Annotated in this window: 19 protein-coding genes; 13 read left to right on the top strand and 6 right to left on the bottom strand. The window is 60.5% G+C overall.

Annotated features, from left to right (window positions below):
* Positions 1–57 precede the first annotated feature (57 nt).
* From ACWF6P_RS03745 to ACWF6P_RS03735, 3 genes are read right to left on the bottom strand one after another with little or no spacing between them, the layout of a single operon-like run.
* Positions 58–1,254: an NAD(P)/FAD-dependent oxidoreductase gene (locus tag ACWF6P_RS03745; protein ID WP_452620020.1), complete on the bottom strand. Its 1,197-nt coding sequence runs from the start codon at positions 1,252–1,254 to the stop codon at positions 58–60.
* Positions 1,251–1,445 (bottom strand): ferredoxin, encoded by a 195-nt coding sequence (locus tag ACWF6P_RS03740; RefSeq protein ID WP_378627404.1) that lies wholly within the window; start codon positions 1,443–1,445, stop codon positions 1,251–1,253. The genes ACWF6P_RS03745 and ACWF6P_RS03740 overlap by 4 nt, the downstream gene beginning before the upstream one ends.
* 17 nt (positions 1,446–1,462) lie before the next feature.
* Positions 1,463–2,695, bottom strand: coding sequence for a cytochrome P450 (locus tag ACWF6P_RS03735; RefSeq protein ID WP_378627401.1), 1,233 nt, complete (start codon positions 2,693–2,695; stop codon positions 1,463–1,465).
* 193 nt (positions 2,696–2,888) lie between these two features.
* Between ACWF6P_RS03735 and ACWF6P_RS03730 the strand changes: the two genes are divergently transcribed.
* Genes ACWF6P_RS03730 through ACWF6P_RS03720 form a run of 3 tightly spaced genes read left to right on the top strand, consistent with a single transcriptional unit; the run spans position 2,889 to position 6,292 of the window.
* A complete protein-coding gene (locus tag ACWF6P_RS03730) occupies positions 2,889–3,653 on the top strand; it encodes an SDR family NAD(P)-dependent oxidoreductase (RefSeq protein WP_378627398.1) in 765 nt (254 codons plus the stop codon).
* Positions 3,654–3,684: 31 nt separating this feature from the next.
* A complete protein-coding gene (locus ACWF6P_RS03725) occupies positions 3,685–5,487 on the top strand; it encodes an AMP-dependent synthetase/ligase (protein WP_378627395.1) in 1,803 nt (600 codons plus the stop codon).
* A complete protein-coding gene (locus ACWF6P_RS03720; protein ID WP_452620019.1) occupies positions 5,480–6,292 on the top strand; it encodes an SDR family oxidoreductase in 813 nt (270 codons plus the stop codon). Before ACWF6P_RS03725 ends, ACWF6P_RS03720 begins: the two co-directional genes overlap by 8 nt.
* A 185-nt stretch (positions 6,293–6,477) precedes the next feature.
* On the opposite strand, the gene ACWF6P_RS03715 is transcribed toward ACWF6P_RS03720, so the two are convergent.
* Positions 6,478–7,305 (bottom strand): dTDP-4-dehydrorhamnose reductase, encoded by an 828-nt coding sequence (locus tag ACWF6P_RS03715; RefSeq protein ID WP_452620018.1) that lies wholly within the window; start codon positions 7,303–7,305, stop codon positions 6,478–6,480.
* Between the two features lie 742 nt (positions 7,306–8,047).
* Between ACWF6P_RS03715 and ACWF6P_RS03710 the strand changes: the two genes are divergently transcribed.
* The 10 genes from ACWF6P_RS03710 (at position 8,048) to ACWF6P_RS03665 (ending at position 17,522) form a co-directional block, all read left to right on the top strand.
* The gene (locus ACWF6P_RS03710; RefSeq protein WP_378627385.1) at positions 8,048–8,305 is read left to right on the top strand and encodes a helix-turn-helix transcriptional regulator; all 258 of its coding nucleotides are present in this window, start codon (positions 8,048–8,050) and stop codon (positions 8,303–8,305) included.
* A 103-nt stretch (positions 8,306–8,408) separates the two neighbouring features.
* Positions 8,409–9,770, top strand: a complete 1,362-nt coding sequence (locus tag ACWF6P_RS03705; protein ID WP_378627381.1) for a DUF1214 domain-containing protein — start codon at positions 8,409–8,411, stop codon at positions 9,768–9,770.
* A gap of 128 nt (positions 9,771–9,898) precedes the next feature.
* Entirely contained in the window at positions 9,899–11,692 is a 1,794-nt protein-coding gene (locus ACWF6P_RS03700; RefSeq protein ID WP_378627379.1) for an AMP-dependent synthetase/ligase, read from the top strand.
* A gap of 34 nt (positions 11,693–11,726) precedes the next feature.
* Positions 11,727–12,383 carry a TetR/AcrR family transcriptional regulator gene (locus tag ACWF6P_RS03695; RefSeq protein WP_378627374.1) on the top strand — a complete coding sequence of 219 codons (657 nt, stop codon included), beginning with the start codon at positions 11,727–11,729 and terminating at the stop codon, positions 12,381–12,383.
* A 277-nt stretch (positions 12,384–12,660) separates the two neighbouring features.
* Positions 12,661–13,884, top strand: coding sequence for an alpha/beta hydrolase (locus ACWF6P_RS03690; protein WP_378627371.1), 1,224 nt, complete (start codon positions 12,661–12,663; stop codon positions 13,882–13,884).
* Positions 13,885–13,953: 69 nt separating this feature from the next.
* Positions 13,954–14,646 carry an alpha/beta hydrolase gene (locus ACWF6P_RS03685; protein ID WP_378627349.1) on the top strand — a complete coding sequence of 231 codons (693 nt, stop codon included), beginning with the start codon at positions 13,954–13,956 and terminating at the stop codon, positions 14,644–14,646.
* A 273-nt stretch (positions 14,647–14,919) separates the two neighbouring features.
* On the top strand, positions 14,920–15,168 hold the full coding sequence (locus ACWF6P_RS03680; RefSeq protein WP_378640045.1) for a hypothetical protein: 249 nt from the start codon (positions 14,920–14,922) through the stop codon (positions 15,166–15,168).
* A gap of 119 nt (positions 15,169–15,287) precedes the next feature.
* Entirely contained in the window at positions 15,288–16,232 is a 945-nt protein-coding gene (locus ACWF6P_RS03675; protein WP_452620017.1) for an alpha/beta fold hydrolase, read from the top strand.
* 49 nt (positions 16,233–16,281) lie between these two features.
* Positions 16,282–16,677, top strand: coding sequence for a RidA family protein (locus ACWF6P_RS03670; RefSeq protein WP_378640041.1), 396 nt, complete (start codon positions 16,282–16,284; stop codon positions 16,675–16,677).
* Between the two features lie 110 nt (positions 16,678–16,787).
* Positions 16,788–17,522 carry an alpha/beta hydrolase gene (locus ACWF6P_RS03665; protein WP_378640039.1) on the top strand — a complete coding sequence of 245 codons (735 nt, stop codon included), beginning with the start codon at positions 16,788–16,790 and terminating at the stop codon, positions 17,520–17,522.
* 34 nt (positions 17,523–17,556) lie between these two features.
* On the opposite strand, the gene ACWF6P_RS03660 is transcribed toward ACWF6P_RS03665, so the two are convergent.
* Together ACWF6P_RS03660 and ACWF6P_RS03655 are read right to left on the bottom strand one after the other, a co-directional pair.
* The gene (locus ACWF6P_RS03660; RefSeq protein WP_452620016.1) at positions 17,557–18,780 is read right to left on the bottom strand and encodes a TetR/AcrR family transcriptional regulator; all 1,224 of its coding nucleotides are present in this window, start codon (positions 18,778–18,780) and stop codon (positions 17,557–17,559) included.
* Positions 18,781–18,907: 127 nt separating this feature from the next.
* Positions 18,908–20,236 (bottom strand): MFS transporter, encoded by a 1,329-nt coding sequence (locus ACWF6P_RS03655; protein ID WP_452620439.1) that lies wholly within the window; start codon positions 20,234–20,236, stop codon positions 18,908–18,910.
* Positions 20,237–20,836: the final 600 nt, after the last annotated feature.

Raw genomic sequence — 20,836 nt, 5'->3', positions numbered from 1 at the left:
GCCGGGCGCGGTGGCGATGCCACACCGCCCGGCCAGATATCTCTTCGCCGATTGAAACTACTTCGAATCCGTCCGATCAGCACTGCACTGGACAGCCTGCTGATTCACGAGTTCTTGACGGAGCCCACGTAGCTGGCGGGGCATGTTCCACCCGGCGACGGCGGTGATACGACCCGATACGGAGCGTTGCACTGCGGCGAAGGGTCCGTCGTCGAGGGATCCCTCCACAGCGGTGAAGTCGGCTGCTGTGGGACGGCCGTAAACCTGAATCCGCACGTCGTACTGATCGCTCCAGAAGTAGGGCACCGGCGAGAACGGAGTCCGTTGCCCCAACAAAGTCCGGGCGGCGGCCATCCCCTGCTCGGTGGCGTTCATTCTGTGCTCGAGCCGGAGCCGGCCCAGTGTCGGGTGCTGCCACGACGCGACATCACCGGCTGCGACGACCCCTGGCGCGGCCTGGCAGAACTCGTCACAGTGAACGCCGTTTTCGATGACGAGTCCACTATCCTTCAGCCAGTCTGTGACCGGCTCGGCGCCGATCGCAACGAGCAGCACGTCGGCCGCGACTTCCGCACCGTCGTTCAGAACGACGCCGCACACGCGGCCGCCGATCTCACGGACACCGGTAACCCCGTTCCCGCAGAGAAGCTGGACGCCGTGGTCGCGGTGTAGCTGAGCCACCCGCTTGCCGATCCGAGGACCGAGTTGGCGTTCCAGCGGTAGGTCCAGTGGATCGATCACAGTCACTCGGCAGCCGAGTCCAGCAGCCACCGCGGCTGCCTCCGTACCGAGGAAGCCCGCGCCCACGATGACAACCTCGGCGCCAGGCACCATTCCCAGTCGCAGTGCAAGCGCGTCCTCAACGGAGCGCAGTACGTGTACACCCTGACGGCCAGCCGCGAACGGCAACGTCCGCGGACGCACACCAGTCGCGACGACCAGACCGTCGAATGGCGCTCGGGAGCCATCCGAGAGCTCGACCTCGCGGGACACCAGGTCGAGTTGCTCGGCCCGTACTCCAAGTCGCCACTCGGCGTCGAGGCCTTCGAGCGCGGCGGGCGGGCGCAATGTGAGCTTCTCCTCTGCCCACTCCCCCCGAAGGAGCTGCTTCGACAGCGGTGGCCGATCGTACGGAGGCCGCGTGTCGCTGTCGACCAGCACCAGTCGGCCGGCGTAGCCTTCGCGGCGCAGTGTCTCGGCGGCAGTCAGACCCGCTGCCGAGACTCCGACGACCACAACTTGGTCGATGGTCATTCTTCGACCACAATTGCAAGTGCCGGGCACAGTAGTGCGGCCTCGTGTACCTGCGCTGCGAGGTCCGTCGAGGGTGCGTCCTGGAGAAGGACGACGATGCCGTCCTCATCGCGCTGGTCGAACACTTCGGGTGCGGCTAGCACGCACTGCCCACCGCCGACGCATTTGTCTTCGTCGATGTGAATTCTCATCAGATCGGTCCTTTCGGTTACCAGGTCACCGGCAAGCTGTGCAGGCCGTAGATGGACATGTCGGTTTTGTATTCGAGATTTTCGAGCGGTTCGGCAAGTGTGAGGGTGGGGATTCGTTTGAGCAGGGTCGAGTACACGACCTGCAGTTCGACCCGGGCGAGTTGCTGGCCGAGGCACTGGTGAACACCGAAGCTGAATGCGAGGTGGTGACGTGCGGGTCGGTTGATATCGAGGACGTCAGGTTCGGCGTGGTCGTCGCTGGTGAAGGCGTCGGCGTCACGGTTGGCGGCACCGAAGTCGAGGATCAGACCGTCGCCGGCATGAATCTGTGTCCCGGCGATCTCGAAATCACCAATCGCGACGCGCCGGGCGCCCGAGTGGACGATGGTCAGATAGCGCAGTAGTTCTTCGACTGCGCCTGCGACGACCGCGGGATCGTCGGAGTCGCGGATCAAGGCGGCCTGCGCCGGATTGGACAGCAGAGCTGCAGTCCCGAGGGCGATCATGTTCGCCGACGTCTCGTGGCCGGCGGTCAGAAGTAGCAACCCCATCCGTGCGATCTCTTCGACGGTCATGTGTCCGGGAATCAGCTGCTCGACGACGAGTCGGCTCAACGTGTCGTCAGCCGGATTGTCCATCTTGCCGTCGATGACCACGGCAATCATCTCGATCATTTCCTCCGCCGCTGCGACTGTGTCCTGCGCCGTAGATGTCGCCGCCGTGAACACCTTGGTGAGCACCTGAAAACGATCGTGCTCGTCGTACGGCACTCCGAGCAGTTCGCAGATCATGACCGACGGCACCGGGAGAGCCAGCGCCGCGACGAGGTCCACCGGTTTCGGGCCGGCGAGAATCTCGTCGATGCACTGGTCGGTGATGGTCTGGACGACCTCGCGCATTCCCTGCATGCGTTTGGCCGTGAAGTCCCTGGCCAGCGCGCGGCGCGGGATGTCGTGAGCGGCACCGTCTTCGGTGAAGAAAGTTTTCGCCCGTGCCCGGCGCGCCTTGATCGCAGCGGAGCTGTGTGGATATGCCGGGTTGTCGGTGTCGGCGCTGACCAGCGGACTCGCCATCACTGCCCGGACGTCAGCGTGCCGTGTTACGAGCCAGGGCTGGCTGCCATCCCAGATCCGCGCCCGGCGTAGCCCGTCGCCACGCTGGATCGCGAACAGTCCCTCTGCCGGATCGAACGGGCAGCGCTCGACGCTTCGAGGCATCGGATACAAGGGGACATCGACTGCGTGTGTCATACAATCTCCAGAGGCTGAGTGTTCGATTGAACTCTAGTTGTTATTCACTTATTCACATCATTATCCTGCTGATCAGATAAAAAGCAATGCCACATCCCGAACAGATTGTTACATCAATTTCCTCCTCGGCCCTTGACAGGGCGCAGTCGGGGCACATACAAGTAAATGATCGTTTGACTCGCAGGAGGCAATAATGTCCACCACCGCACTCGTTACCGGGGCCGCTCGCGGCATCGGCCGCCAGATCGCCCTCTCCCTCGCACGCGAGGGGTTCGCCGTCGCTGTCGTCGATACCGACTTCGACGGATACCGCACGTTCGGCGAGGCCGCCGGTTCGGTCCTCGACGAACTGAGCGAGATCGGCGCGCCGACCATCGCACTCGAGGCCAGCACCACCGACGTCGAGGCGATGAATGCGCTCGGCGAACAGATCCTCCGGGAGTGGTCACAACTCGATGCCGTGGTGTGCAACGCTGGCGGCGGGAGTGGAGGACTTGCCGAAAATACCGCCACCACAATAGATTTGGATGCATTGGACGACGTTCTGCGTCGCAACCTTCACGGCACCATCACGACCGTGCAGGCATGTCTCCCGGCACTGCGAAAGGCAACCAATCCCGCGATCGTCACCATGGGTTCGGTCACCGGGGTGGTCGCCAACTCGCAGGGCACTTACGCCCACTACGGAATTACCAAGGCAGCCGTCATGCACTACACCCGCTACCTCGCGAACGAGCTGGCCTCCGAGGGAATTCGGGTCAACTGCGTTGCTCCAGGTCTGATCTCGACCGGCAGGCTGCGCAAGCGACTCAGCGAACAGCCCGAGCGCGAGAAAGAGATCGCCGACAGTCTCGGGACACCTGAAGAGGTCGCCGAGGCCGTGTGCTATCTCGTCTCACCCGCCACGACCCACATGTCGGGACAGGTGCTCCAACTCTGGCCCCCAAATGCCCTGTGAGTCCCGACCCCTCGACCAAGGAAGGCCTCACGTGCCGACTCATCTGACCACGGAACAGGTCGCTCAGGCGCCCAGCCTCTGCCACGTATTCCAGTCCACAGTCACCGCTCACCCCGATCGCGTCGCGCTGCATGACTGGGCGGGCGGGCGGGCGTTCACCTGGCGCGAGTACGACGGACAGGTTCGACGCATCGCCGCCGGTCTCGCCGGACTCGGGGTGCGCCCTGGCGACACAGTTGCGATCATGTTGAGAAATCGGCCGGAATTTCACTTCGTCGACGCAGCAGTGATGCATCTCGGTGCGGTGTCGTACTCGATCTACAACACGTTCACCGCCGATCAGGTCTCGTCGTTGTTCGGCACTGCCGGCAGCCAGGTGGTCGTGTGTGAGGCGCAGTTCAGTGAGGTCATTCGCCCGGCTGCAGGGCAGTACCCGGGTACTAGCGTGGTTTGCGTCGACGGCACTGCCGCCGACCAGATCTCACTGGACGCGCTCGACGCGCTCTCCGATCCGGATTTCGACTTCGAGGCGTCCTGGCGCGCCGTCGCGCGCGACGATCTGGTCGCATTGATCTACACCTCGGGCACAACAGGGGATCCCAAGGGCGTCGAGATCACCCATGCCAACTTGCTCTACTCCGCGTCGACCAGGGCGGCGCAGCAACAGGAATTCACAACCCCTGATGCGGAGGAGCGCGTGTTGTCGTATCTGCCTGACGCCAACCTCGCGAACAGGTTCGCCGCGCACTACCTACCGATGGTGACCGGGGCAACGGTGACAGACGTAATCGATGGAAGATCGGTACTGACAGCGTTTTTGGAGGTGCACCCTTCGACCTTCATGGGCGTACCGATGATCTGGTACAAGCTCAAGGCAATGATCGAAAATGCGATCGCCGCGGAGTCCACCGCCGAACGGGACATGACCGAGCGAGCGCTCGCAGTCGGGCTGGAAAAGATCCGTCTGGAGCTCGCCGGCGCATCTGTTTCCAAGGCGCTTGCGACTGAACACGCCGCGCTGGACGTGAACGTCTTGAACCGGTGGAGGCAACGGTTCGGCCTCGATGCCTTGTACTACGCGACTTCCGGCGGAGCACCGATCGCGCCGGAAACACTGGAATTCTTTCTCGCGCTCGGCGTTACGGTCTGCGAGGTCTACGGGCTCACCGAGAGCGCGGCATCGGGCATCGCCAACCACCCTCGTCGGATACGGATCGGCACCGTGGGCCAGGCGCGCAACGGTGTCGAGGTGAAGCTCGCCGACGACGGTGAACTACTGCTCCGTAGTCCCGGCGTGATGCGGGGCTATCGCAACGACCCGACGAGAACGGCCGAGGCGGTCGATGGGGAGGGATGGCTCCATACCGGCGACATCGCCACCCTCGACGAGGACGGCTATGTCCGGATCGTCGACCGTAAAAAGGACATGATCATCAACTCGTCGGGTAAAAACCTCGCCCCGGCGAACATCGAGAACGCCCTCCGACTTGCTTGTCCCCTTGCAGGTTCGGTCGTCGCGGTCGGCGACGGCCGGTCACACATCGCGGCACTGGTGGTTCTCGACCGCGAGCAGGTCGCCGCATTCGCGGCCACCCGCGGTATCACGGACCTTCGCGCGGAGACGCTTTCACAGGATCCACAGATAATGAACGAGATCGCCGAGGGCATTGCCCGTGGCAACGAGAAGTTGTCTCGCGTGGAGCAGGTGCGTGCACACCGGGTACTGCCGTTGTACTGGGACACCAACGGCGAAGAGCTCACCGCCACAACCAAGGTACGGCGCAAGCTCGTACACGAGAAGTATGCCGCTGAGATAGACGCCCTCTATGTCTGACAACGAATCCAACGGTGGACGCACCATCGTCGTCACCGGTGCCGCAAGTGGCATCGGCGCGGCCACAGCGGAACACCTCCGCGCCCAGGGAGACCGCGTCATCGGTGTCGACCTGGCCGACGTCGACGTAATCGCGGACCTCGCGACGCTCACCGGCCGCACCTCTCTGTTCGATGCAATTCATGACCTCGCACCGACCGGCATCGACGGTATCGTCGCCAATGCCGGTGTCCATCGTCAGGACAGTATGACGGTGCGGATCAATTACTTCGGCGCGATCGCGAGCCTCGAGGGACTGCGCCCCTTGTTGCGTCGCGACGCACCCCGCGCGGTGCTGATCACGTCGCGTGCTGTCCTCCTCCCCGTTGACGACGGTGTGGTCGAAGCTTGCTTAGCCGGAAATGAGGGGCTCGCCGTCCGCCTGGTCGACGCGCTACCCGGCGACGCCGAGCACACGGCATATGCCAGCAGCAAACGAGCAGCGGGCCGATGGCTACGACGCACTGCTCCGACCGCGGAGTGGGCGGGTGCAGGCATCCCACTCAATGCAGTTGCACCTGGATGGGTCAACACGCCGATGACCAACCGCGATCGGACTCCGGCGGAGGTCGCTCGCGTAATGGCGGCACGTCCTATGCCGCTCGGTGGACGGGGAGAGTCAAGGGACGTCGCACCGGCGATCTCGTTCTTCCTCAGTCCGGCCAATACGCGGATCACCGGGCAGACCCTGTTCGTGGACGGTGGTGGCGAGACGTTGATGTGCCGCGAGGACATTTGGAGGGGTGCTACACGCGACTTCCAGTGATGAATGCGGACTGGCAAACACTCGCATCAGCGCGTCGTTACCGAAACGTCCCTGGAATCTCTACTAGCACAGAGCTAGTCGGGTCTTCGTGCTCGTCAGCGTCCCGGTAGGCGCGCTCGATTCAGCAGACCGTCCAAGGGTAGATGATCACGAGGAAGGTACCTCCGTCTCGCGACACAAGTTGCTCAACTCGTCACGTTCGAGTGATCACTGAAAGTGTCGGAAAGTGTACGAGGTTCCCGCCCGAGCACCTCGTACACACCGCTGGAAATGTAGTCGTCACGACCTTTGGATATCGCAACGAACAGGTTTGTCAGCGACTGCACGAAGGATTCAGGAATTCCCATACGTGCTGCATCGGATTTCCATTCGAGAACGGAGATCGATTCGAATCTCCCTGCATCCGTGCCGGTTACATCAGCAAGGACCCGGAGTGCTTCCTCGAATGAGTAGGACTTCGGACCCGTCAGCGGCACAGGACCGCTCGGTGACGGGTCGTCCATGGAAAGGATGGCGGAGGCCACTTCGGCGATGTCTCGGTAATCGATGAACGGCTCAGAACCGGCTCCCGCTGGGAGCCTCAATGCGCCGGTGGCCTGAAGTTGTCCCGCGAACATACCCGTCGTGAAATTCTGCGCGAACCAACTCGGCTGAAGGAAAGTGCTCTTGACCGCCGACTGGGCAAACGCGAATTCGGCGCCGACAGCTATGCCGTCACCGCTGACGGATGGGTTTCTAGCCGTCAGAACAACTGCATGCTCAACTCCACAATTCTCCAGAAGGTTCACGAAGGCAACAAAATCCACCAATCTTTCGGGCAAAACCACGTACGCTCGCGAGACGCCTTCGACTGCTTGCCGCCAGGTGCCCTGCGTGAACCAATCGAAGGGCGTGGACACAGACGAACGGGAGGCTCGCCGTACGGCGTATCCTTCACTCTCCAGTGAATCCGCCACTATCCGGCCGGTTTGGCCAGTGCTTCCGAGTACCAGAATCTCTCTACCTTTTGCCATGGTTGAACGCTAGGTTCGTGACCGGTCAACTCACCATGCGCGCGAGTTCAGGATCCATGTGATTGCGTTTCGCCCCTCCCACTCTCCATGTGCCTAGGATCAGGAGATGCTCAGTCCCGTAGACAGCGCACTCTCGGCATTTCGTATCGTGAACTTCGGTATCCTGAAGCCCGGCATCGAGGACTTCAGTGCATCTCCAGAGTCGTCGACATTCGAAATGGGATCCTCGCGAAAGTTCCTCATTTTCAGCAATACTGAAGTATCACTGGAGATTACATCCACCACTTCACGCGGAGAAGTTACAGTGATCCACGCTGGTGGGGTCGGCATCTTGTGCCTGTCCGGCGAAGGTAACTTTCGTTTGTCCGAACCGTATCGCGATTCGGATCGAGCGGAAAAGTCGAGCCATCCATCCGCCCTCATATTCTCCTTCGAGTCGGCGGGGAATCTGTATTCGATTCTGGAGCATCACCTTCCGAATCTCTTGACGTCCAAAACCTCAGAGGTCAGCTCGGTATCCCATGCCCTGCAGTCGCTTGCTCGGGAACACGACAACTGGGCCGATGGGAAAGGTTTCCCGTCCGCGGCGGTCAGACTCCTCGAGTCGATTGTCTGCTTGATGCTCGCGGAGTGGTCTGCAGGTTGGAGTGTGGGAAACCTGTCACACGATCCCCGTCAATCGATCAGCGCAGTACTGCGGGAAGTCTACTCGAATCCTGAGAAGAAATGGACCCTGCCGGCGATGAGCGCCATCGCCGGCATGTCTCGATCCATGTTCGTCTCTGAATTCAAAAGTTCCGTCGGTGAACCCCCGATGCAGCATCTGCGACGGTGGAGGCTGGCGCTGGTCGCGGACTCGCTGATCGTCGATCCAACGCTCACGTTGGATCGTTTGGCGAAGAAGACCGGATATTCGGATGCGTTCAATCTCAGCACTGCGTTCAAGACGTATTACGGGGTGTCACCTTCTCAGTACCCCTCTCGAGCTCGGACCGAATAATCCCGACCTGCACATCACCCGTTTCGAGTGAGTCGCGATGCGCCGGGAGCAGCCAGGCTATGGGGAGCGTCAATACGGCGGGTGGAACGAGGAGGGTTCGAGGATGTCGAATCGATCAGATGGGAATGCGATCGAGCGCGTGATTCACCGACGTGCCGTCGAGGCGGCAGTCTGGGGGATGGCCGCAGTGAACTACGAAATCATGCGCTCGAAGATGGCGCCCGAGGGAAAGAACGAATTCCTCTTCTGGTCAGGTCTTTTGGACTGGCAGAATCAAACATTGACGCCCAATCCGGACCTGATCTACTACATGGCCTTCATAGACCCGGGGCGGGACGGGCCGATGGTCATAGACATCCCGGCAGGATCCGACCATCACGTACTCAACGGCAGTGTGTGCAACGTCTGGCAGGTACCGCTCGAAGACGTGGGAAGGTTCGGCGCCGACGAGGGCAGGGGCGCCCGTTATCTCGTCCTACCGCCTGGCTACGACGGCCCGATACCCGAAGGATATGTTGTGTTGCAATCCGATACGAATCGGGTGTACGCATTGCTGCGATCGGTACTCCCCGCCCCGACCCAGGCTGCCCTCGACTCAGGATTGGAGTACTGCAGCAAGATTGGCATCTATCCGCTCGCCGAGGCGGATAATCCGCGGTCGACGACGAGGAGAGACCTGCGCGGCCAGTTGGTCGACACACGGATTCCCTACGACATCCGATATTGGGAAGCGTTGGACCGCACGGTGCAGGCCGAGCCCTGGCTTCCACGTGATCGCGCCTTTGCGGAGATGCTGAAGACGATCGGCATCGAGCGCGGACGGCCGTTTACGCCGTCGTCCCAGCGGATCGCGCTGTTGGAGAGAGCGTTACAGGAAGCACACGAGTGGCTGCGGGAGCTGTACGAGCACGAGCCTGCATTCTTCGAAGGCCGACAATGGTTCTTTCCGGCCGGGCGCGATTTCATCGAAGGACAGAATCGCAACTTCGCGAACGGCGAGGTCTACCCGTACACCGACCGCGCCGTCGTCTATCACATGGCCTTCATCGGTCTCAAACGGTTGGGCGTCGGGCAGTTCTACCTTGTGAACATTCGCGATCGCGCAGGCAATCTGTTCCGCTCCGATCGCACGTACCGGATGCGAGTACCGTCCGGCGTACCTGTCTCCCAATACTGGTCCGTCACGATGTATGACGGCAACGACCACACCTTCATCCGTCACGCTACGAAGTTCTCGGTTTCCTCTCAAACTCCCGGAGTGAAAGTCAACGACGACGGATCCCTCGACGTGTACTTCGGACCGAAGGAAATTCCCGGACTGGAGTCGAACTTCATTGCAACCGGAGCCTCGGTCACGTTCGAGCTGATGTTCCGCTTCTACGGCGTCGGACCCGAAGTGATGTCGAAAGAATGGGAGTTGGACGATGTCGACCTGATCGACGTCGACGAACCCCGCACTTCTTAGGCTCGGCGGGGCCGGACGTTGCGCGCGACGCGGAGGCAGCACTCGACAAAGTGAGATACGTGTGTCTAACATTTGTCGAACTCGGCGGGAGACTGCCATCGAGCTGCCCTCGAAGGGAATCGACAGACATGCGCGCTTTCACCTCACCAGTCACTTTGACCGTGCCGAGCCGGATATCTCTGACCGATAACGTGTTTCGCTACGCCGACGAGTCACCGGACTTCGTCGCGTTCAAGAAACGCGGCGAGGACGGGCAGTGGGCTGATGTCACGGCGGCAGCATTCGCGGAGCAGGTCACAGCTGCTGCTGCCGGGTTGATCGCCTCAGGTATCACGCCGGGGGATCGCGTGGCGATCATGGCATCGACGCGTTACGAGTGGGTGCTTCTCGACTACGCGATCTGGACCGTTGGTGCATGCACCGTCACCGTCTACGAGACCTCGTCCGCCGAGCAGGTGTCGTGGATTCTCGACGATTCCGGGGCCGTCCTCCTCGTCGTCGAGACCCCCGCTCACCGCGAACTCGTGCACACGATCGGAAACTCCCTGGACAAACTCCGCGAAACGCTGCAGATCGATGCGGGCGCCATCGGCGAACTCGTCCGGCGCGGCAAGGTGACAGACCGGAAAGAAGTCGAGGCCAGGCGCCGAACCGTCAAAGCTTCGACGCCCGCCACCCTGGTGTACACGTCCGGGACAACCGGACGCCCCAAAGGGGTCGTGTTGACACACGGCAACCTGTTCGCCGAATCCATGGCTGCACGAAATGCACTCTCGGCAGCTCTGCGCGACGGGAAGTGCACACTCATGTTTCTCCCGTTGGCGCACATCTTTGCGCGAGTGGTCTCGCTCAGCGCCTTCGATGCAAAGGTCACCGTCGGGCACACGTCTGATTGGACCACGTTGGTTGACCAATTCGCGGAATTCAAACCGCATTTCGTCCTGTCCGTACCGCGCGTCTTCGAGAAGATCTACAACGGTGCCAGGCAGAATGCGCAGGACGCAGGCCGAGGCAAAATCTTCGACGCAGCGGCAGATGTGGCCATCGAATGGAGCCGCTGCCGTCAGTCGCCTGAGCGCATGGGGCCAGGACTCGCGCTCAAACACCGGATCTTCTCCTGGGCCGTCTACCGGAGAATCAAGACCGTGCTCGGAGGCCGGTGCACCCACGTCGTCTCAGGCGGCGCACCCCTGGGGGCGCGACTCGGGCATTACTTCAACGGCATCGGCGTCCCCGTACTCGAGGGCTACGGATTGACGGAAACCAGCGCCGCGATCACCTTGAACACACCCAGCCACCACAAGATCGGTTCAGTGGGAAGACCTTTCGACGGGCACTCGGCAAAAGTTGACGAGGATGGAGAACTTCTCGTCAAGGGTCCCGTCGTCTTCGACCAATACTGGCACAACGAGGACGCCACTTCGGAGGCCTTCGACGACGGATGGTTCAGGACCGGAGACTTCGGGACCATCGACGAGCATGGCTACGTCTTCATCACCGGCCGTAAGAAGGAAATCCTGGTCACTGCTGCAGGAAAGAATGTCTCACCGGCCCCACTCGAGGATGCCCTCCGTGCTCACCCCCTGATCAATCAGGCAATGGTGCTCGGCGACGCACGACCATTCATCAGTGCGCTGATCACTCTTGATTCCACCGCACTTCGGGCGTGGCGGGAGCGGCGAGGCCTACCCCAGGAGGTAACTGTCTCCGATCTCGAGCTCGTTCACGGCCTGCACGCCGAAATCGACAGTGCTGTAGCGGAAACCAACAAGATGGTCTCGAAGGCGGAACAGATCAAACAGTTCCGCATCCTCGACACCGAATGGTCTCAGGATGCCGGGGAACTGACGCCGAAGCTGTCGCTCAGGCGTGACATCGTCCTCGCAAATTACGCTTCCGACGTGGAGGCGATCTACGCCTGAGGTCTCTGCGTCGCCCACCGAGCGAGGGACTATCATGTACGACGTGCAGGAGGTGAGCGACGAGACTCGAAACTACGGTGGTCGACCGGTATCGGCTCGGCGTGCCGAAAGGCGGCTGCAGTTCATTTGGGCTGCGCTGGAAGTCTTCTCGGACAAGGGCTACGCATCGAGTTCGGTCGCAGACATCTGCACCGCCGCGAGCCTTGCAAGACGACAGTTCTACGACGAATTCGACAGCCGCGAAGATCTGTTGATCGCTCTGTACGACCAGATTCAAAGCGATGCGCGGGACGCGATGTTGACTGCGATCGCTGACGAAAAGCCCGTCACACTCACCGATCTCGCAGAAACGGCGATGACGGCGTTCGTCGAGTCGATCGGCAGCGATCCTCGGCGAGCTCAGATCTCGTACGTAGACATCGTCGGGGTCAGCCCCCGAGTGGAAGCACACCGAGTAGAGCGGCGCACAGAATGGGCCGCGTTCTTCAAATCGACAGTGCAAAATGCCGTGGGTGAGGATTTTGTTCCTCCCGGCGGATACGACATGGCGTCGACGGCCTTCATCGGCGCACTCATAGCTCTCGTGCATCAGTGGAGCACTACGCCCACTCGCCCGCCCGTCGACAGTCTTGTCAAAGTCATGTCCACGATTCTGAGCGCTCTGATCGGCACCGACACCTCGATCGGCTGATCCGACCTCCCTCATCTCTCCGGAGCCGTTCGGCGTTCCGATACTTCTCGCAGGTCAGAGATCTTTTGCGGCCGAAGCTCACCCTGCAGACACTCTCATGGGCGCCCGCTGTGGCGAACCCCGGTGAGCGATGACCATTGCGAGTCCCGTCACAAGTGCGCTACTTTGAAAGAAAGTTAGACAACAATGTCTTACACGGAAGATCTGAGAAGAAATGCACAAAGTTGCACTACTCCGTCTCGCGGCAGTGGGCTTCCTCGCTGCAGGAGCTGTTTCTATGACTCCTGCTCTCGCACAAGCGGAATCGCAGGACTTTTATCAACCACCCGCGACGTTGCCGACAGGGGAGGGAGCGATGATCAAGTCCGAGACAACTGCCCTCCTCGGGCAGATACCCGGCATATCCGGCACGTGGCCAGGCAACGGGGAAAGGATCATGTACACCTCCACACTCGTGGACGGGACTCCCGTCGCTACCACGGGCGCAGCCATCACCCCGGCGTTTCCCTGGCGCGGACCCGGTGAACGGCCCACCGTCGTCGTTGCTCCGGGCACGTTCGGTCAGGGCGATCAATGCGCCGGTTCGAAGAACCTTGCATGGGCCTTCAACATTCAGATCAGCCCTCAGTTGAGCCTGCCGGTCAACTACAACGTCGCAGACGCCGGCTTGCTGCTCACCGCAGGGTTTCGTGTAGTCATGCCCGATTACATCGGGCTCGGCACTCCCGGAATCCACACCTACGTCAACAGAGTTGAGCAGGGCAACGCCGTCGTCGATGCCGCGCGCGCCTCGAATCAACTGTGGAATCTGCCTGACTCCACACCGATCGCCTTCTGGGGTTACTCCCAAGGTGGCGGCGCGAGCGCGTCCGCGGCAGAAATCGTCGGCAAACGAGCGCCCGAGTTGAACGTGCTCGGAACCTACGCGGGGGCAGCCGATCCCGACCTGCGTGAGGTTCTCCGCAAGGCAGACGGGTCCCTGCTCACCGGAGCGGTCGGCTACACCCTCAACAGCTTGATGGCGAGGTACCCCGAGCTAGGGCCGATCTTCGACAAGCGACTCAACGACAAGGGAAAGCAATGGCTGACGACCAGCGCAACGCAATGCGTGCCGGATACCGGGCTGACATCGTTGGGTACTCGTAGTACCGACTACACCGTCGACGGAAAATCCTTCTCTCAGATCCTGTCCGAGGAGCCGGAACTCGCGGCGGTCGTCGACGATCAACAAATCGGACGCACGGCCCCATCCGCCCCGGTATACCTGCACACGTCCACTAACGACGACATCGTTCCCGCTGATTCCGTTGCAGCACTGAGAGACAGGTGGTGTGCATTGGGAGCGGAAGTCGAATTCACACAGGACGACATCACACCGCCTCTGCTACCGGGATCAACTCTCAGTCACGATTTCGGAACAGTGACCGGAATGCCGCTTGCGGCAAAATTCTTGTGGGACCGAATCAACAAGGCACCCGTCAACTCCGCGTGCGGTGCTTGACGGGCTGACCACGAACACCAGTGGCCTGGCTACTGCCGACAGCAAAGATCATCAACCGAAGGGAACGGCATGAGTGACGTAACTATTGTTTTGGTACACGGTTTTTGGGGCGGCGCGGCCCACTGGGGCAAAGTAATCGTCGATCTGGACGCCCGGGGATATTCGAAACTCCGTGCCGTCGAACTGCCTCTGACATCACTCGCTGACGATGCCGAACGCACGCGCAAGATGGTCAAGCAGATTCAAGGCCCAGTTCTGCTGGTCGGGCACTCCTACGGCGGTGCAGTCATCACCGAAATGGGGGACCTCCCCAACGTCGTCGGGCTGGTGTACATCGCAGCGTTTGCACCCGACGCCGGCGAAAGCCCTGGCGGTATCACCCAACAGAACCCGCCTGCCGCCGCCGCAAACCTGGCACCGGACTCCGACGGATACCTGTGGATCATCCAGGAAAAGTATCGCGAAAGCTTCTGTCAGGATCTCGACGTCAGCGACTCATTGATCATGGCAGTAACCCAAAAGGCGCCATTGGCAAGCGCTTTCGGTGACGCGGTTACTGCACCGGCGTGGAAGGTCAAGCCGACCTGGTACCAGGTCTCCAGTGAAGATCGAATGATCCATCCCGACAACGAGCGAATGATGGCTGGGCGAATGAACCCCCGCAAACTCGTCGAACTGCCGGCTGGGCACGCGTCCTTGGCGTCGCAGCCATCAGCCGTTGCCGACTTGATCGTCGACGCGCTCAGCGAAATTCAAGTCTGACCACCCGATTACTCACCCCCCGAGCGGTAGATCCCCGGTCCGCTCGGGGGGCGTCGGACCGAACCGCTACGTTGCACGGAGAGCAGAGAATTGCTGAGTGAGCATGGATACAGCGTTTTCTGCATCAGATTGAACGCTCTTTTCGAAACCCGCCAACCTGGATTGACCAATGCCCGAGTCTGCGACGCGCTTCGTCAGCAGGGGTGTCGCATATCGACTCCCTACCTTTCTCAGCTTCGCACCGGGGTCCGCCGCGCGCCGTCAGAAACGGTGGTGCGTGGCCTCGCACAGTTCTTCGGTGTCACTGTCAGCCACTTCTTCGACAGCCGTGTCGATTTCGGAACCGAAGATTCGCGACACTCGGATGCCTTGCTCATCGCCCAGTTGTCGGATGACACGGTGCAGCATCTTCTCGGACTGGCAAACGGATTGTCGTCTGATTCTCAGGAGATGCTGATTTCGTTGTGTGATCGTTTGCGGGAGTCCGACGGATTGGCGAGCCGTAAGTCACGCTCACAGTGAGTCTCGAGCCTGCAGCGTCCAAGCCCGTCCACCGATAGGCGAAGCAAGCGAACGCAAGGACATGTTTTGTGGCTTGACCAACATGTTCAGCAGGGTGCGTAGACCGGCAGGCTGGATGGATGACAACTCCCATGCCCTTCGGAACCTGGACGGCCCCGAACAAAGCAACTCGAACCCGCAGCAGAATGTCAGATGCTTCCGAGCGAGTTGTAACCGGCCAGCCGTCGAGGATGCACTCGCGAGTGAACCGGCGCACGATGTTCGCCGGGGCGGCGGCACTCGCAGCCGCAGCCGCAGCCTCAGCCCCTGCAACTGCAGGCACCGGCATCTCTTCAGCTTCCCCCACGCGACCGGACTACCTTCTCGTACACGGTGGCAGCCATGGAGGTTGGTGTTGGCGCAAACTCGCGCCGATGTTGCAACGAGGTGAGAACCGAGTGATCACCCCGACCATCACCGGCGTAGGGGACCGATCCCACCTCCTCCATGCACAGTTGAGCTACGACGACGCTGTCAACGACATCATTCGGACGATTGAAGCAGAGGAGCTCACTGACTTCGTGCTGGTCGGCCACAGCATCGGTGGCGCATACATAACTTCGGTGGCTGACCGGATGCGTGAGAAAATCCGTCGATTGGTCTACCTCGACGCCGTGGTCATCGAAAACGGTGAGACAGTGCTGTCCACAATGCCACTCGGCAGCCAGGAGGTCCTCCGAACGCTTGTCGCTGCTACCGGTGGGCACGCTGTACCCGCACCGACAGATCCCACTATGTTCGGTCTTACCGATCGAAATGACATCGAGTGGGCGAAAAGACAACTCACTGCACACCCGTGGTCGACCTGGAGAGACACAGTCACTCTTGCCGGTCCGGCCGGGGCGGGACTTCCACGCCACTACATCGACTTCACTGAGCCCGCCTTCACCGACATCCAGGCGTCGAAGCAGCGGGTGCTGAACAACTCGCGCGAGTGGCAACTCGATCGAATCAATACCGGGCACGACGGGATGATCTCCGCTCCCCGAGCGGTCGCTAAGCAGATCTTGTCCTACGACCGCTGACTCGATCAACGGCGAAACCACTGACAATTCAGATTGGACGCGACTCGGCATGCAGCGCGAAAACATTGCCCCACAACTCATCATGGGCAGGTTCGGATACAACTCGGCGGTCAGAATCAGCGCACCTTCGGAATTTCTGTTCGTATCGGGTCATGAGGGACGCAGCAGCGTGGATGCACACGGAGGCGTCGGCGACTTCAGAGCCCAAGTTGCAACGACCTTTGTCAATATCGACCACACCCTCGAAGTTGCGGGTTTCAGTTTCCGAGACGTAGTACAGATCCGCATCTTCGTCAGAGATATAGCTTCTGCAACCTCGAACTACGATGTCGTTCTCGATGCCCTCGAAACCTACCAATGCTCACCAGCCAGCTTGATGGCTGAGACCACCGGGCTGTCCGACCCGGCGATGTTGGTCGAGATCGAAGCTGTGGCAGTACGCTAGGGCACCTCGAACGAAATTGGTAGTTGTCCCCAATGCCGCAGAGCGGTAAACACATTCGACCTAATAATTGAATTTCTTTTTGGCGAGCGAACTCACGTGAAGGAATAGTCGTGGCGCAGCAATACACTTTCGTTCTCGTTCATGGAGCTTGGCATACGGGGGAGCACTGGGCACCGGTGGCGAAACACCTGATTGCAGCCGGTCATCGCGTGTACACACCTACGGTCTCGGGTTTCGGGGAATCACTGCCGAGCGTCCGACACGCGGACGGTGTCGAGTCGATCGTTCAGTACATCACCGAGCGGGATATCACGGACTTCATTCTCGTGGGACACAGTTTCGGCGGCACGGTCATCTCCAAAGTCGCAGAGGTATTTCCTGACCGCATTCGGCGACTTGTCTATTGGAATGCCTTTGTTCCAGCGGATGGCAACAGCATCAACGACGAGTCCCCAGCTCACTATCGAGAGATGGTGCGAGCAGGAGCGGTGGGCGGAATGTTTTCCTTGCCTTGGAACGTGTGGAGGGAAGCGTTCCTGAACGACGCCGATCACGAGACAGCCATGCGCGCCTACGAGTCTCTATGTCCGACACCGGTCACTATGTTGGAAGACAAACTCGATCTCACGAAGTTCTATGAACTCGTCAACTCCGGGACGATGAGGACTTCCTACCTGAACTGCACGGAAGACACCGCGATGCCGCACGGCGAGTTCGCTTGGCATCCAAGATTTTCCAGTCGGCTCGGCCTGTGCAGGATCATTCAGATGGCAGGAAGCCACGAAGCCATTTTCACTACACCGGCGACTCTCGCTGAGAAGCTGGTCGAAGCCGGGCGCGACTGACTCGTTCTGTCGGTGCCGATGTGCCGCTCTGAGACTACGGAGCGGCACCAAGGCCGGCGCCCACCAATGCCGCAGCGGGATCCGAAGTCTCCGTCAGCAAAGCAGTGCAAATTTCCGCCAGTCGGTCCGCGAGGTCGACACGACGCCGAACGCTTCCGATACGGATAGCGTTGCCGATCAATGTCATTGCTGCACTCACGGTGAACTTCGCCTCGGTTGCATCCAGGCCGGGGTGAACTTCACTGAGCGCTCGAACCCACAACTCGAGGTAGTCCCGCTGAGCTTGGACACATGCCTTTCGGGTGTTGTCGGGAAGCTCGGCGAGCTCCGTCGCCATCAAACCGATGAGATGTCCGTCTTCCAGGGCAAACGCGATATGAACACCCAAGAGAATGCCGAGCGTCTCGCTCGAATCGCCGACTTGCGACAGTGCCTGCCTCACGGCAAGGTCACGTCGGTCGAAACCGCGGGTGATTGCCGTGGACAGAATATCGAGCTTTGTGTCGAAGTGGTTGTACACGTTCTGGCCTGTCGTGCCGCAGGCCGCACCGATGTCCTCGTTGCTGACCGTTCGATACCCGCGTTCGTCGAACAGTTTAATCGCCGCAGTCAGTAGTTGTTCGCGTCGCGAAACGGGTATGGAGATGACCTCTGTGCGCGCAGCGGGAACATCGGGGTCTGCAGACCCGATGGGGGACAAAGCAACACGCGCCGACAGGTCGAACAGCAGTGCCTCCATCTGGCGAGGAGGCATCGAGATTCGGTGACTCGACGAACTGCTGAACACCGCAAGGATCGAATACGCCAGCAGCCGACTGTCGGAGTCGGAAAGGTCAGACCTGTGCACTTGCACCAGCTCCGAGATACGAGAGGTACTGACCCGCAACTTCTTACGCAACATCTCTCGTTGGTCGTCGTCCAGGTACCTGGCTTCGCGCTGCCACAACAGCGGCAGCCCGCGGCGCTCGACCGACGTTGCCGACAGCGTTGTCAGCAACGCGTACAGATCTGTTGCACCGCCGACAGATTCATTGAGAGACTCGATCCCGGCCAGAACCGCGTGATAAAGCAGGCTGTTCTTGTTTCGATAATGGCGGTAGAGCGCGGACGTCGTGATGTCCACACGAGCGGTGACATCCGAAACAGAAATGTTGTGATACCCATGCTCCCGGAACAGCTCGCTTGCTGCTGCCAGTATCTGTTGCTTACGGTCGCGGGGTCGACGGACGGCAGTCATCGGTTCCCTTTCACGTGGCACGCCGTCATCCTATCGTCGATTCAGTCATTGCGGCAGATTCACAAACTGAGTGTACTCGCATGAAGATGCGCTTTTGCCAGAAAAGTCCAGTTACCCACAATTCTGCGCACTCGGGAGCATCACGCAACTACGTTCGACTCGTAGCTTTCCAGACGATCGCCTTGTCACGCTCGGGGTTGGCGAAAATCAAGGTTCCGAAAGCGAACAGGACCGCAACCAATCCGAAGGCCTGGAACGCAGTGGCATACCCGGCGGCCGGAGTATCGGCAGCGTCGACGATCCGTCCGGTCACGTAGGGACCGATCAAACCCCCGATTCCCATCATTGCCATGAAAACTCCGAGCGTTCCGGCAGTCTGCCGGGGCGGACATATTTCAGAGATCGTGGCGATGATCAGCGGATAGCCGGACGCCAGGAACCCGTATCCGACCGAGACGATCGCGACTGCCAGCGCAGGGGTCGACACGTAGGGCAAGAACACCATGATCATTCCGCTGACGAGCACACCCACCGAGGGAACGATTATTCGAATCAGGCGGGAGGTGGCGCCGCGTGAAGTCAGACGATCTCCGGAAGAGGAAAGGATCAACATCAAGATCAGGCCTGCAATGCTGGGGAATGCGAACATCGAACCGGCCTGTAGTCGGCTGTATCCCAGACCCACTTCGAAGTACGACGGAAGCCAGGTCAGCACAACCGCGACGATGGCGTATATCGCCATCACCAGCATGGTGCAGCTGATGAACGTCCGCGTTCGGAAGATACGCATCCACGGCACCGCCGGCTCGTCAGTCTCGGCTGCACTGGCTCCCGCCTCGTCTCGACGCTTTCCACCTCGGATGTAGGGGCCCTGCGACCACAGGGGCAACCAGAGCACGCACCACAACACGCCGAGCACCGCCATGCAGACCACGGCCGCACGCCACCCCCACGTGACCGTCACGAAGGCAAGCGCCGGAGCCACGGCAATCTTCGCCAGCGAGGCCGACCCCGCGAGAAGCGCACCCGGAAGCCCGCGCTTCGCCGGCGGATGCCAGGAGAACGCGGCGGTGTGTGTCAAAGGTCCGCTCGGCCCCTCAGCCAAACCCAACAGCATCCGACTGACCACCAACACAGCAAAACTCGCCGTGATGACCATCGGAAGCATTGCCGCCGACCAGAGCAAGGCCAACACCGCCAGCGCCCATCTCAGTGTCGTTATTCGGGCAATCGCTCCGGAAAAGAAACCGCCGATCGTGAAGGTGAGGAAGAACAAGCTACCCACGAGACCGATCTGGGATGCTGTCAACCCCAACTCCTTGGACAGCGGTTGGGCAATGATGCCCAACACCGCTTTGTCGCCCCAGTTGATGACGGTCAGGAAGACCAGCAGCGAGGTCAAACCCCAAGCACGGCGACGTGATTCGGGAGGTGCAGGCACTGCTGTGCCCGAAGATGCTTGTTGGTGTGTTGCCACTTGACGAGGCGTTGCCTTGGGTGTTGTCTGGGCTGTTGCCCGGGGTGTTGTCACTGTCGGATCCTTTGGGGAGACGGTTTGATCAACGGGCGCTGCCAACGCAGTGCAGGGCAGACTTGCCGCTGGGATTGGTGACACTTCGGGTTCACATCGATGTTCGGAATCGAGATCCATCACGCTCCGCTTTCGCAGAGTAGACGCGTCAGTTGGTCGTTCTTCGAGAGCGAAACACCGAATAGCACTGCCAGATAGGAAGAAGCACGCAGGTGGATGCCCGCCTCCCTCAAGTGAACGTCTTCAGTTCAGCTGTCCGCACGCGGGCATTCTCACGCGATGTCGCTTCAGAGAATTACTTGAGATTCACTTTGAGCTATTTTCCCCACTGTGTCAAGGGTCACTTCGAACTACTGACGACACTGGCGACCTTGCCGAAAGGTCAGTTCCTCCGAAACCCACCCACACAATGCCCCAATTCGTGCGGTGACAATCGACAACTTCCGACGCAAGAGAGCGTCCGTCACTCGCCACCGGCGCCACATCCAGCCAGATTCCCGCGTCAGTGTGAATGCATTACAACAGTATCTGACCAGCAGTTACAGC

Source organism: Rhodococcus sp. NPDC055024 (genome assembly GCF_053608585.1).
Note: the sequence above shows the minus strand (reverse complement) of the source record. Positions and strands in the feature narration are given on the sequence as shown.